The organism is Streptomyces inhibens, assembly GCF_003389455.1.
GTDB classification, from domain to species: domain Bacteria; phylum Actinomycetota; class Actinomycetes; order Streptomycetales; family Streptomycetaceae; genus Streptomyces; species Streptomyces inhibens.
On record NZ_QUAC01000418.1, the window covers coordinates 1 to 12,878 of the forward strand.

The 12,878-nt window shown below is 71.9% G+C and carries 14 protein-coding genes; 6 read left to right on the forward strand and 8 right to left on the reverse strand.

Annotated elements, in window-relative coordinates:
• Positions 1-404 precede the first annotated feature (404 nt).
• Entirely contained in the window at positions 405-1,418 is a 1,014-nt protein-coding gene (trpS, locus tag DY245_RS36640; RefSeq protein ID WP_128511417.1) for a tryptophan--tRNA ligase, read from the forward strand.
• A gap of 72 nt (positions 1,419-1,490) precedes the next feature.
• Here trpS and proC read toward each other — a convergent pair whose 3' ends face one another.
• From proC to DY245_RS36655, 3 genes are all read right to left on the reverse strand, one after another.
• Positions 1,491-2,300, reverse strand: a complete 810-nt coding sequence (proC, locus tag DY245_RS36645; RefSeq protein WP_128511418.1) for a pyrroline-5-carboxylate reductase — start codon at positions 2,298-2,300, stop codon at positions 1,491-1,493.
• A gap of 99 nt (positions 2,301-2,399) precedes the next feature.
• Entirely contained in the window at positions 2,400-3,188 is a 789-nt protein-coding gene (locus tag DY245_RS36650) for an ABC transporter permease (protein WP_128511419.1), read from the reverse strand.
• Positions 3,185-3,994, reverse strand: a complete 810-nt coding sequence (locus DY245_RS36655; protein ID WP_128511420.1) for an ABC transporter ATP-binding protein — start codon at positions 3,992-3,994, stop codon at positions 3,185-3,187. The genes DY245_RS36650 and DY245_RS36655 overlap by 4 nt, the downstream gene beginning before the upstream one ends.
• A gap of 303 nt (positions 3,995-4,297) precedes the next feature.
• Here DY245_RS36655 and DY245_RS36660 point away from each other — a divergent pair, with 303 nt between their 5' ends.
• From DY245_RS36660 to DY245_RS36670, 3 genes are all read left to right on the forward strand, one after another.
• On the forward strand, positions 4,298-4,723 hold the full coding sequence (locus DY245_RS36660; RefSeq protein ID WP_128511421.1) for a hypothetical protein: 426 nt from the start codon (positions 4,298-4,300) through the stop codon (positions 4,721-4,723).
• A 186-nt stretch (positions 4,724-4,909) separates the two neighbouring features.
• Positions 4,910-6,589, forward strand: coding sequence for a SulP family inorganic anion transporter (locus DY245_RS36665; RefSeq protein WP_128511422.1), 1,680 nt, complete (start codon positions 4,910-4,912; stop codon positions 6,587-6,589).
• Positions 6,590-6,673: 84 nt separating this feature from the next.
• Positions 6,674-8,107, forward strand: coding sequence for a M1 family metallopeptidase (locus DY245_RS36670; RefSeq protein WP_128511423.1), 1,434 nt, complete (start codon positions 6,674-6,676; stop codon positions 8,105-8,107).
• Between the two features lie 222 nt (positions 8,108-8,329).
• On the opposite strand, the gene sigJ is transcribed toward DY245_RS36670, so the two are convergent.
• From sigJ to DY245_RS44975, 3 genes are all read right to left on the reverse strand, one after another.
• Positions 8,330-9,277 carry an RNA polymerase sigma factor SigJ gene (gene sigJ, locus DY245_RS36675; protein ID WP_181924033.1) on the reverse strand — a complete coding sequence of 316 codons (948 nt, stop codon included), beginning with the start codon at positions 9,275-9,277 and terminating at the stop codon, positions 8,330-8,332.
• Between the two features lie 58 nt (positions 9,278-9,335).
• Positions 9,336-10,160, reverse strand: coding sequence for a class I SAM-dependent methyltransferase (locus DY245_RS36680; protein ID WP_128511427.1), 825 nt, complete (start codon positions 10,158-10,160; stop codon positions 9,336-9,338).
• 143 nt (positions 10,161-10,303) lie between these two features.
• Positions 10,304-10,489 carry a hypothetical protein gene (locus DY245_RS44975; RefSeq protein ID WP_181924034.1) on the reverse strand — a complete coding sequence of 62 codons (186 nt, stop codon included), beginning with the start codon at positions 10,487-10,489 and terminating at the stop codon, positions 10,304-10,306.
• Positions 10,490-10,536: 47 nt separating this feature from the next.
• Between DY245_RS44975 and DY245_RS36690 the strand changes: the two genes are divergently transcribed.
• Positions 10,537-10,827 carry a hypothetical protein gene (locus tag DY245_RS36690; protein WP_244943501.1) on the forward strand — a complete coding sequence of 97 codons (291 nt, stop codon included), beginning with the start codon at positions 10,537-10,539 and terminating at the stop codon, positions 10,825-10,827.
• Here the strand turns inward: DY245_RS36690 and DY245_RS36695 are convergent.
• Both DY245_RS36695 and DY245_RS36700 read right to left on the reverse strand, forming a co-directional pair.
• Positions 10,824-11,360 (reverse strand): hypothetical protein, encoded by a 537-nt coding sequence (locus DY245_RS36695; RefSeq protein WP_128511424.1) that lies wholly within the window; start codon positions 11,358-11,360, stop codon positions 10,824-10,826. The two genes, DY245_RS36690 and DY245_RS36695, sit on opposite strands and share 4 nt — an antisense overlap.
• A 55-nt stretch (positions 11,361-11,415) precedes the next feature.
• On the reverse strand, positions 11,416-11,736 hold the full coding sequence (locus DY245_RS36700) for a peptidase (RefSeq protein ID WP_128511425.1): 321 nt from the start codon (positions 11,734-11,736) through the stop codon (positions 11,416-11,418).
• A gap of 144 nt (positions 11,737-11,880) precedes the next feature.
• On the opposite strand from DY245_RS36700, the gene DY245_RS36705 reads away from it, so the two are divergent.
• Positions 11,881-12,878 (forward strand): serine/threonine-protein kinase (locus tag DY245_RS36705; RefSeq protein WP_147318423.1); only part of this gene is annotated, 998 nt, incomplete at its 3' end.

The following is a 12,878-nucleotide window of genomic DNA, read 5'->3' on the forward strand; positions in this document are numbered from 1 at the left end:
CTTTAGCGGAATTCCTCGTTGACGCATAATCACGTCGCGGTCCGAATTCCGGCATGCCGAAATTGTTCCCGGTGAGGGGCCGTTCGGTAGTGGTGTGCCGCTGTCGCGGCGGGATGGTTGCTGGGGCCTGTCGGCTCCGTGGCAACTCGGAGAACACTACACGAGGGGGTGAGGTGCTTCAAACCCGTGCCGGGGCTGGGTTCTGGGGGTACTTTGGGGCCCATGACTACGCATGCGCCCGTACAGCAGTGGTGGCTCGCCTGACGGCGGCCGACCAGCAGCGCATGCATGACCACGGCCGCCGCTTCGGCGGCCGTTCGCGTATCTCCCTCTCGTAGCCGGCCGGCGAAGTCGGCGGTCTCGACACGCACTCAACGGCAGTGCGGGAGAGAAGGACGGACGAGATGGCGATGACGGCGAGCGCGCGGACGCGGATCTTCAGCGGGGTGCAGCCGACGGGGCATCTGACGCTGGGGAACTACCTCGGGGCGATGCGGCGGTGGGCCGAGGAGGACCAGCATCGGGCGGAGGCGCTGTTCTGTGTGGTGGATCTGCATGCGCTGACCGTGGAGCACGATCCGGCGCGGGTGCGGCGGCTCAGTCGGCAGGCGGCGACGTTGCTGCTGGCCGTGGGGCTGGATCCGGAGCTGTGCACCGTATTTGTGCAGAGTCAGGTGGATGAGCATCTGCGGCTGTCGTATCTGATGGAGTGCACGGCCTCCGACGGGGAGATGCGGCGCATGATCCAGTACAAGGAGAAGGCCGCGCGTGAGCAGGCGCGGGGCGGGAGTGTGCGGCTGTCGCTGCTGTCGTATCCGGCGCTGATGGCGGCGGACATCCTGGCGTACGGGACGCATGAGGTGCCGGTCGGGGAGGACCAGGCCCAGCATGTTGAGCTGACGCGGGATCTGGCGGTGCGGTTCAACCAGCGGTACGGGGCGACGTTCGTGGTGCCGAAGGCCACGCATCCGGCGGTGGCGGCTCGGGTGATGGATCTCCAGGAGCCGACGTCGAAGATGGGGAAGTCGCACGTCAGGACGGCGGGGACCGTCTATCTGCTGGACGAGCCGGAGGTGGTGCGGAAGAAGGTGATGCGGGCGGTGACGGATCCGGGGAGCGATGTGGTCTACGAGCGGGGTGAGCGGCCGGGGGTGGCGAATCTGCTGGATGTGCTGGCCGCTTGCTCGGGGGGCGATCCGGAGCGGCTGGCCGAGGGGTACTCCTCGTACGGGGCGTTGAAGAAGGACACCGCGGAGGCGGTGGTGGAGATGTTGCGGCCGGTGCGGGGGCGGCATGCGGAGCTGGCGGCGGAGCCGGCGTATGTGGATGAAGTGCTTCGGGCGGGGGCGGAGCGGGCGCGCGGGTTGGCCAGGCCGCGGGTGGATGCGGCTTTCCGGGCGATGGGGTTGCTGGGCTAGCCGCGGCCGGGCGGGGGTGGCCGTTGAGGTTGCGGCGCCCCCGCCGTGGCGCGCCTCCGCCGTGGCGTTTGGTCAGCCGTTGCCGGAGGCCAGTTCGCGGCTGCGGTCGCGGGCGGCTTCCAGGGCGGCGATGAGGGCGGCGCGTACGCCGTGGTTTTCGAGTTCGCGGATGGCGTTGATGGTGGTGCCGGCCGGGGAGGTGACGTTCTCGCGGAGTTTGACGGGGTGTTCGCCGCTGTCGCGGAGCATCACGGCGGCGCCGATGGCGGCCTGGACGATGAGGTCGTGGGCCTTGTCGCGGGGCAGGCCGAGGAGGATGCCGGCGTCGGTCATGGCCTCGACGAGGAAGTAGAAGTACGCCGGGCCGGAGCCGGAGAGCGCGGTGCAGGCGTCCTGCTGGGACTCCGGGACGCGGAGGGTCTTGCCGACGCCGGAGAAGATCTCCTCGGCGCGGGTGAGGTGTTCGCCGGTGGCGTGGCTGCCGGCGGAGATGACGGACATCGCCTCGTCGACGAGGGCGGGGGTGTTCGTCATGACCCGTACGACCGGGGTGCCGGCGGCCAGGCGCTCCTCGAAGTAGGACGTGGGGATGCCGGCGGCGCCGCTGATGACCAGGCGGTCGACGGGGACGTGCGGGGCGAGCTCCCGCAGGAGGGTGCCCATGTCCTGTGGCTTGACGGTGAGGATGAGGGTGTCGGCGGACTTGGCGGCCTCGGCGTTGCTGACCGCTTCGACGCCGTAGCGCTCATGGAGCTGTTCGGCGCGTTCCGGGCGGCGGGCGGTGACCAGGAGGTCGGCGGGTGCCCAGCCGCCTCGGATCATTCCGCTGAGCAGGGCTTCGCCGATTTTTCCGGTGCCGAGTACGGCGACCTTCTGGGTCATGCTGCGGTTCACCTCGCCGGTGGTGCCTGGTCGATTACGCGGTCATCCTCGCACCTGGGCGGCGCGCGACGCGGGTGCATTCCGAGGGCCGGGACGGCGTCACCTCGTACGGCGGCGGAGGGTGGCCGCGCCGAGGGCGAGGACGAGCAGGGCGCAGCCGGTGACGACGAGGGTGTCGCGGAGGAAGTTGCCGGTGATGTCGGGGTGTGTGAGGACCTCGTTCATGCCGTCGACGGCGTAGGACATCGGCAGGATGTCGGAGATCGCTTCGAGGGCCGGCTGCATGGTGTCGCGTGGGGTGAACAGGCCGCAGAGCAGGAGCTGGGGCATCAGGACGGCGGGCATGAACTGGACGGCCTGGAATTCGGAGGCGGCGAACGCCGAGACGAACAGGCCGAGCGCGGTGCCGAGCAGTGCGTCGAGGACGGCCACCAGGAGCAGCAGCCAGGGGGAGCCGATGACGTCCAGGCCGAGGAGCCAGACGGACAGGCCGGTGGCGAGGGCCGACTGCGCGATGGCGAGCAGGCCGAAGGCGAGGGCGTAGCCGCTGATCAGGTCGGCCTTGCCGAGGGGCATGGCGAGCAGGCGCTCCAGGGTGCCCGAGGTGCGTTCGCGGAGGGTGGCGATGGAGGTCACCAGAAACATCGTGATCATCGGGAAGATGCCGAGGAGGGATGCGCCGATGGTGTTGAAGGTCTCCGGGCGGGCGTCGAAGACGTAGCGGAGCAGGGCGATCATCACGCAGGGGACGACGAGCATCAGCGCGATGGTGCGGGGGTCGTGGCGCAGCTGGCGCAGGACGCGGGCGGCGGTGGCCAGGGTGCGGGACGGGGAGCAGGGCGCGGTGCGGGAGGGTGGCGCGCCGGCGGCGGGTGGTGCGGTGGTCATCGCGCTGACTCCTTGGGGGTGGCGGTGGCGGGCGCCGGTCGGTGGGGTGGGCCGGCGGCCTCGGCCTGGTCGACCAGGTGGAGGAAGGCGGCCTCGACGGTGGTGGAGCCGGTGCGGTCACGGAGCGCGTCCGGGGCGTCGTCGGCGAGGATGCGGCCCTCGCGCATCAGGAGCAGCCGGTGGCAGCGCTCGGCCTCGTCCATGACATGGGAGGAGACCAGGAGGGTGACGCCGCGGTCGGCGGCGAGGGTGTGGAAGAGGTTCCACAGGTCGCGGCGGAGGACGGGGTCCAGGCCGACGGTGGGTTCGTCGAGGACGAGGAGTTCCGGGGCGCCGAGCAGGGCGACCGCGAGGGAGACGCGGCTGCGCTGGCCGCCGGAGAGGTTGCCGGCGAGGGCGTCGGCGTGGCGGGTGAGGTCGACGTCCTCGATGGCGCGGGTGACGGTCTCGCGGCGTCGGGCGCGGGCGGCCCGGCCGGGGTGCAGGACGGCGGCGAAGTAGTCCAGGTTCTGGCGGACGGTGAGGTCGTCGTATACGGACGGGTCCTGGGTGACATAGCCGATGTGGGGGCGCAGCCGGGGGTCGCCCGCGGGGTGGCCGAGGACGTCGAGGGTGCCGGTGACCTTGGCCTGGGTGCCGACGATGGCGCGCATCAGGGTGGATTTGCCGCAGCCGGAGGGGCCGAGGAGGCCGGTGATCCGGCCGCACGGTACGTCGAAGGCGAGGGCGTCGAGGACGGTGCGGCCGCCTCGGGCGACGGTGAGGTCGTGGGCGTGGACGGCGGGGTCGCGGCCATAATTCATCATGCGATGAATAGTGCTCGGGGCGGGGTGGGGCGTCAAGCGGGTGGGATGAGGTGCCCGGGATGCAGCGACTGGAGTGAGGCGGGGTGGCCTGATGGGCCATTGGGGTGGCGTTGCGGTGGAGTGGGGTGCAGGGCGGCGCGCGGCGGGGCGGGGCGCGCGCCAGCGGGCGCCGTAGTGATCGGAACCATACGTTCCTGTTTGATAACTCCGCGTTTACACGGTGGTTACATATCGAGTTGCGGTCAGGCGCGTTCGGCTCGACACAATGGGGGGACCTGTCCAGCCGCACCGGAAGGGGCGACGATGGCGAAGATCCGGGTCGGCCGCCTCGGCCGTCTCCTGTTGATCGTCGTGGCCGTCGTCCTGGCCCTGCCGACCGCCACCGAGGGCGTGTACGGAGAGATCGCGGCGGCCGCGCGGGCCACGAACCGCGCCGCCGGTGCCGGTACGGGTACTGGTTCCGGTACCGGCTCATCGGGTGTCGCCCCGGTGGCGTCGGACGACTCGGAGCACCCGGAGTCCGGCGCCGATCGCTGCCAGCCGCGCCGTGGCGGAGGTTCCACGGCCACGGTGACCGCGCCGACGCCGCCGGGCACGACCGTCTCGACGGCCGGTCCCGTACGGACCGAGGGCGGGCTGCGGGTGACCGTCCCGTTGACCGGCCGGCAGGCCGTACCGCTGTCGAGATCGGGCGAACTGCCGGTCCATCACCGCGTCTTCCGCTGCTGAGAGCTGAGAGCTGCCCCAGGGCCTCCCCCGGCCCGCGCATCCGACGGATCCAGCCGTCACCACCTTTCATGGCGTGCGCCGCACGGCGCTGCGCGGCAGCAGGTGATCCCGGCTGCCCGCGTCGCTCTGCGTTCGCCCGTGCCCGTGCGTGCGCCACCGCATCTCGCACTCGCTGGAGGCATCCTCATGCGTAGGTTCCGTGTGCCCCGCCGCCGCCCGTCCCGGTCGTCCATACCCGCGCGGTTGTCCCCCTCGTCTCCCTCGTCCTCCTCATCCGCCTCGTCTGCCTCCTCATCCGCCTCGTCCCGGCCGGGGTCCGCGTCCCGGGGTGCGCTGACGGTCTGGCGCGCCGATTTCACCGCGTCGCTCGTCGTCTTTCTCGTGGCCGTCCCGTTGTGTGTCGGGGTGGCCGTCGCCTCCGGGGTGCCGGCCGAGCTGGGGCTGGTCACCGGGGTCGTAGGCGGGCTGCTCACCGGGCTGTTGCCGGGCAGCAGCCTCCAGGTCAGCGGGCCGGCCGCCGGTCTGACCGTGCTGGTCTACGAGGCCGTGGAGGAGTACGGGCTCGGCACTCTGGGTGCGCTGGTGCTGATCGCCGGTGTGCTGCAACTGGCCATGGGAGCAATGCGGCTGGGGCGCTGGTTCCGGGCCATCTCCGTGGCGGTCGTACAGGGGATGCTCGCGGGCATCGGACTGGTGCTGATCGCCGGGCAGTTGTACGCCCTGGTGGACGCCAAGGCACCGGGCAGCGGGCCGGCGAATCTGGCCGGGCTGCCGGACCTCGCGGCGGACACCGCCGGGGCCGGTCCTGCGCTCGCGGCGCTGGCCGTGGGAGCGGGGACCATCGCGGTGCTGGTGCTCTGGCCGCGGTGGCGGCGGGCGGCGCGGGTACTGCCGGCGCCGCTGGTGGCGGTGGCGCTGGCGACGGCCGTGGTGTCCGTACTGGATATGCCGGTGGCGCGGGTCGAGGTGCAGGGCCTGCTGGAAGTCGTACAGCCGCCGGGCGGCGCGGACTTCGCGCAGCTGACGGAGGCGGCGGCGGTGGCCGGTGCGCTGGGCACCGTGCTCGCCTTCACCCTGATCGCGTCGGCGGAGTCGCTGTTCAGCGCGGCCGCGGTGGACCGGCTGCACGACGGGCCGCGGACCGATTACGACAAGGAGCTGATGGCCCAGGGCGCCGGCAACACGGTGTGCGGGCTGCTCGGGGCGCTGCCGATGACCGCGGTGATCGTCCGCAGCGCGGCGAATGTGCACGCCGGGGCGCGGACAAAGGCCTCGCGGGTGCTGCACGGGGTGTGGCTGCTGGTCTTTGCCGCGGCGTTCCCGGCGGCGCTGGGCGTGGTGCCGATCGCGGCGCTGGCGGGCGTACTGGTGCATGCGGGCTGCAAGTTGCTCCCGGTGAAGGAGTGGCGTCCGCTGTGGCGGGAGCACCGGGGCGAGGCCGTGGTGCTGGCGACGACGGCGGTGGCGATCGTGGCCACCAACATGTTCGAGGGGGTCCTGCTGGGGCTGCTGATGGCGATTGCCAAGTCGGCGTGGGAGACCTCGCATGTGCACCTGGAGATCGTGGGGCTGGACGAGCCGGAGGCCGGGCCCGCGGCGAGCGGCGAGGCGGCCGACAGCGAGGCGGGGTGTCCGGGCGCCCGGCCCCCCATCCGCGTACGGGCCGTCGGCCATGCCACCTTCCTGCGACTGCCGAAACTGCTCGACCAACTGGAGGCGCTGCCCCGGGACCGGGAGATCGAGCTGGATCTGTCCGGGCTGCGGCATCTCGACCATGCCTGTGCGGCCGCGCTGGGCAGCTGGGAGGAGCAGCGCCGCGGCCCGGACGGCACCGCCCGGCAGAAAGCACCGTCGATCACCCCGTAAGGCAACCTAAGCGAAAGGGAGGGGCGTTGCGGCGGAAATGACCGTAGGGTCGGGGAACTTGTGATCACCGACCCGAGGAGTGCTGTGACCCGCCGGCCCCTTCGCTGTTGCGGTGCGACCGCCGCCCTGTCCGTCGCCCTGCTGCTGTCCTCCTGCACGAGCACCGTGGGTGGCAGCGGGGCGGCGGGCAGCGGCGGGGTGGGCGACCCGCTCTTCCCGGCGCTCGGCAACGGCGGCTATCAGGTCCGCCATTACGGGCTCGACCTCGACTACGACGTGAAGAAGCAGCGGCTGGCCGCGACCGCCGAGATCACCGCCGAGGCCAAGCAGGATCTGCGGTCCTTCCAGCTGGATCTGCAGGGGCTGCGGGTGTCCGGCGTCCGGGTCGACGGCAAGGACGCCGCCTTTACCCGTAAGGGACACAAGCTGACGGTCCGGCCGGCCGACGGGCTCAAGAAGGGCGCGGACTTCCGTACCACCGTCGACTACGGCGGGACCCCCGAGGCAATGACGGATCCGGACGGCTCGACGGAGGGGTGGGTCAAGACCACCGACGGGGCGTTCGTGGCGGGTGAGCCCGCCGGGTCCATGACGTGGTTCCCCGGGAACAACCACCCCGACGACAAGGCGACCTACGACTTCACGATCACGGTGCCGAAGTGCTATACGGCCGTCGCCAACGGGGAGCTGCGGTCGGAGAAGATCTCCAAGGGCAAGGCCACGTTCGTGTGGCACAACAGCCAGCCGATGGCCACGTATCTCGCCACCGCCACCATCGGGAAGTTCGATGTCCACACGTCCCGTACGTCCGACGGGCTGCCGCTGTATGTCGCGGTGGACCCGGCGGAGGCCGCGGCGAGCCGGAAGCCGCTGGAGCGGCTGCCGGAGATCCTGAAGTGGGAGAGCGGGCTGTTCGGCGCGTACCCCTTCTCCTCCGCGGGCGCGATCGTCGACGACACGCCGAAGAAGATCGACTGGGAGGCCCTGGAGACCCAGACCAAGCCGATCTACGCCGGCGCGCCGGACACCGTGACCGTGGTGCACGAGATGGCCCACCAGTGGTTCGGCGACTCGGTGACGCCGAAGACCTGGCGGGACACCTGGCTCAACGAGGGCTTTGCGACCTACGCCGAGTGGCTGTGGGAGGAGCACGAGGGCGGCAAGACGCCACAGCAGCAGTTCGACGCGCTCTACAAGGCCGACGAGGACAACGCCGACAACGCCGACAACGCCGACAACGAGCGCTGGGCCTTCCCGCCGGGCGACCCGGGCAAGGCGCAGAACGTCACCGGGACGCCCGTATACGAGCGGGGCGCGATGGTGCTCCAGCAGCTGCGGAAGGCCGTCGGCGACAAGACGTTCTTCAAGATCCTCAAGGAGTGGCCCGCCAAGTACCGCTACTCCAACGCCGATTCGAAGGAATTCATCGCCTTCTGCCGGGAGCGCACGGACGAGGATCTGACCGATCTCTTCGACGACTGGCTGTATGGGAAGGGGAAGCCGGAGTGGGAGTACTGAGCGGGGCGTGGGCGTAGGGGCGACGGGCACGCGCTAGCCGACGCCGGGGATGAGGCGGATCGCGTCGGGGCGGCGGGCCGCCAGCTTCAGGAAGCGGACGGTGGAGCGGACCACCTGCTCCTTGACCTGGGCGGCCGGAAGGGGGACGAGACAGCGCGCCGGAGTGTGACAGCGGGTCCGCCCCTCCTTCCTGCCGGCCGGGTTACGGCCCCGCCGGCCGGGTTACAGCCGGTCGAGGTCGAGGTGGCCGAGCTTGTCCGGGTTGAGGACGGCGTCCACCTCCGTGATCCGCCCCTCGTGCACGGTGAACGCGAACACGCCGGCCTGACGGCCCGTCGCGTCGGTGAAGGCCAGCCCGGTGGCACCGTTGACGTCCACCACCGCGACCCGCAGATTCTGCTGCTCGGCGCCCCGGGTCACCAGGCCCTGCACAAAGCGGGCGACCTTCTCGCGGCCCAGCACCGGCCGGCGGGCCGCGCTCACCTTGCCGCCGCCGTCCGAACGCCAGACGACCTCGGGGTCGAGGACGGACAGCAGCGCGTCGAAATCGCCGCCCATGACGGCGTCGAGGAAGGCCTCGACGGTGCGGCGGTGCTCCGCGCGGTCGACGGTGCGGCGCGGGGCCTCGGCCCGTACCCGTTTGCGGGCGCGGGAGGCCAACTGCCGTACGGAGTCGGGGGTTCGGCCGACCGCCTCGGCGATCTCCGGGAAGGGGACCGCGAAGACGTCGTGGAGGATGAAGGCGGTGCGCTCGGCCGGGGTGAGCCGTTCCAGGACGGTGAGCAGCGCCATCCCCACGGATTCGTCGAGGGTGACGCGGTCCTCGGGGCCGGAGCCGTCGGGCGCGACGGGCCCGACGGGCGGAGTGCCCCCGGCCCCGCCGAGCAGCGGCTCGGGCAGCCACGGCCCGACGTACATCTCGCGGCGGGCCCGGGCCGAGCCCAGCAGGTCGTAACAGATGCGGCTCACGACGGTGGTCAGAAAGCCGCGCGGGCTGGCGACCGGGGGCTCGTCGGGCAGCGCCTGCCAGCGCAGCCAGGCCTCCTGTACGGCGTCGTCGGCGTCGGCGACCGTGCCCATGATCCGGTACGCGATGCCCCACAGCCGGCCGCGGTGCTCCTCGAACTGGGCCAGTCGGCCGTGGTCCTGCGCGCTTCCTGTGTCCGCCACCTGCTGGCTCCTCTGCTCCACACATCCGCCGGCCCGCTGTCGGGCAGGTCTGTCCCCCTTAAGACGGCGTGGCCGGGCGGAGTGTGACAGTCAGGTCGAGTGCGTAGGCCTCCTCGACCACGCCGTCCGGGAAGACGTCCAGCAGGGCCGTCCGTTCGTCCTCCAGTACGGGGGCGGCGGCAGCGGGACCGATGGAGGCGAAGTAGGAGCGGCTGCCGAGCATGGCGAGATGGGTGTCGAGGGGGACTTTCCGGGTCCAGTGCAGGACGCGGAGGGCGGGGTGCAGGCCGAGTCCGAGGGCGCGGATCAGGTCGGGGGCTTCCGGGGCGACACCGTGGGCGTGGTAGCCGGGGAGCCGGCGGGCAAGGCGGGCCTCCTGTTCGGCGGCCCAGGCGACGTCCGGGTCGGGGATGTTCCACCACAGGGCGAGCGCGCCGCCGGGCCGCAGCACCCGCATCGCCTCCGGGACCGAGCGGGCGGGGTCGGTCCAGTGCCAGGCCTGGGCGTAGCCGACGAGGTCGAAGCCTGCGTCGTCGGAGAAGGGCAGCGCATCGCCGAGGGCGCGGACCAGCGGGGTGCCGGGGAGGGCTGCGTGCGCTTCGGCGGCCATCGCGGCGCCCGGCTCCACGGCGGTGACGTGTGCGCCGCGTGCGGCGAGCAGTGCGGTGGCGATGCCGGTACCGGCTCCGACGTCCAGCACCCGCGCGCCGGCCAGCGGCCGGCCGGCCAGTTCCTCGATCGCGTCGAAGAGGGCCGGCGGATAACCGGGGCGGGCCGCGGCGTACTGGGCGGCCACGGCGTCGAAGGAGCGGGCGAGGGTGGCGTGGGCCGGTGGCTGTGACGGGTGGGGCGGCGTCTGCGGGGAGTGGGAGTGCGGGGGCATGGCGGTCATGATGCCCACGTTGGGGAGGGCGCGGCGGGACTCCCCAGAAATACGGACTCGGTTCGTTTTTGGCGCCGAGGCCGCCGAGGTGGCGCCAAGGCGACGTTGTTCGCGTACTTCCCGACCAAGGAATCGCTCGCGCTTCAGGGAGTGGGGGACGACGACCTGGCGGGGATCGTCGCCGGACGGGCGGCCGATCGGCGCTCGGTGCGTCGCTGGTCGCCCTCCAGGAGGGGTTCTTCCAGCGGCTGGCCGCCGGCGCCTCGCTGGAGGACGCTCGTCGGCATCTGGGCGAGGACGTCGAGCTCGCCTTCGATCTGCTGGCGCACGGGCTGGAACGAATTGATCGCGAAGCGAAGGGGCAGTGAGACGCGATATGCGCGCACGGGGCATCAATGACGACACCGGGTTCCTTCCCGGGGAGCAGCTCTCCCGTAAGACCTTCACCGCGGAGGCGGTGCGGCAGGACATGGCGGTGATCGCCGGTGAGCTGCACTGCGACGCGGTACGGATATCGGGCGGCGACCCGGAACGGCTGAGCATCGCGGCGGCGTGCGCTGCGGAGGCCGGGCTGGAATGGCGGCCCGGTACGCGAAGAGCTGATCCGGGCTGGCATCCCGTCATTTCAGGCACGGTTGCCGTACCACCCACCGCAGTGCGGTACTAGCGGCGCTTCTTGGGCCTGGGCTTCTTCGCGGCCGGGTTGCCGGTGCGGGCGCCGCGGCGGCGCTCGCAGCGCTCGCGGGCGGCGGCGTACTCGGCGCGGTGCAGCTTCTCGCCGGGGGCCTCGATCAGGCTGCGGCAGAAGTAGGCGAGCAGCGAGCCGATGAAGCCGATGAGCATCAGGCTCTGTGCGGACTTGTCGGCGGCGCTCTGCGCGGCCGGGTCGGGGCGGTGCCGGAAGCCGTCCCAGGTGCGGCGGAAGGCCAGGGCGCTGCAGATGGCGAAGCCGGCGACGACGAGGATGCCGACGAACGGGCCGACCGCGGCGATCTCCAGGCCCTGGAAGGCGAAGCGCAGGACGACCGCGCCGGCCGCGGCGAGCGCGAGCGAGCCCACCGCGACGCCGGCCCGGCGCAGGCCGTAGCCGCCGTCGTGGTGGAGCCAGGTGGTGCCGAAGAACCGGATCTCCTCCGGCTGCGGGCCGCCGGACGGACTTCCGGGTTCCGCGCTCCCGGAGGGCGTCTGCTCATCGCTCATGGCATCGATTATCCCCGCGGCGGGCCCGTGGCATCGCGGTCTGCGCCGCGGCGGCTCAGCCCATGCAGCGCGGTGCGACCATGCCGCTGCTGCCCGTCCGGACATACGTGTCGGAGACGTACTGGCCGGGAGCGATGTTGTCCCAGATGTCCGAGGTGCCGTACGGGCCGCTGACCTGCTGGCCGTGCCGCTGGCAGCGGATCTCGATCCGCGCGCCCTCCGCGAGCTGGCGGACGACCGCGAAGTTGGTGCCGGGGCCGCTGCGGACCTTGACGCGGTAGCCGGGCGCGAGCGGGAAGGTGAGGCCGCCGGCGGCAGCGGCGAGCGTCTGGTCGCCGGCCGGTTCCAGGGAGGCCTGATGGTCCTGTGTGGTCATTTCGTGTTCCCCCGTTGATCGTGTTCGTTTCGATTCTGCAACTCGCACGCTAGCAAGCCTCATTCATCTCGTACGCGCCATCGACTAGGCTCCGCGCGTCGCACCTGCGACCGAATGGCAGGGGAAAGACACGGGGGTGGAACCATGCCGTCGCTGCGCGATTCCGGGGTAGGCCCGGAAGCGGAGCATCCGGAATACGCCGGCCAATACCGCCTTGAGGCACGGCTCGGCGCCGGCGGCATGGGCGTGGTGCATCTCGCCCGTTCGTCCTCCGGACTGCTGCTGGCGGTCAAGGTCATCCATGCCGAATTCGCCCAGGACCCGGAATTCCGGGGGCGGTTCCGGCAGGAAGTGGCGGCCGCGCGGCGGGTCAGCGGGGCCTTCACGGCGCCCGTCGTGGACGCCGATCCGGATGCCGAGCGGCCCTGGATGGCGACCTTGCACATTCCCGGCCCGACCCTCTCCGAACATGTGAAGCGGAACGGCCCGCTGGCGCCCGGCGAGGTGCGGCGGCTGGCGGCGGGGCTGGCCGAGGCGCTGCGCGACATCCATCGCGCGGGGGTGGTGCACCGCGATCTCAAGCCGGGAAATGTGCTGCTGGCCGCCGATGGGCCGAAAGTCATCGACTTCGGGATCTCGCGCCCTTCCGACAGCGAAATGCGGACCGAGACCGGAAAATTGATCGGTACGCCGCCGTTCATGGCGCCGGAGCAGTTCCAGCGCCCGCGCGAGGTGGGGCCCGCGGCCGATGTCTTCGCGCTGGGTTCGGTGCTGGTGCATGCCGCCACCGGGCGCGGGCCGTTCGACTCGGACAGCCCGTACATCGTCGCGTACCAGGTGGTGCACGACGAGGCCGATCTGGCGGGCGTACCGGAGGAGTTGGCGCCGCTGATCGAGAGCTGTCTGGCGAAGGATCCGGCGGACCGGCCCACGCCGGATGCGCTGATGGAGCTGCTGCGGACGCATGCGCCGGCGCAGGTGCCCACGGAGGTGCCGCTGGCCTGCACGGTGTCGGCGGTGCGGATACCGGAGCAGCGGCAGCCGGTACGGGCCGCGGCCGCGCCGTCGCGGGCCGAGACGACGCATGTGCGGGCGCCCGCGCCCGTCGAGAGCCCCGCCGGGCCCGCTCGCCCCGCCCGCCC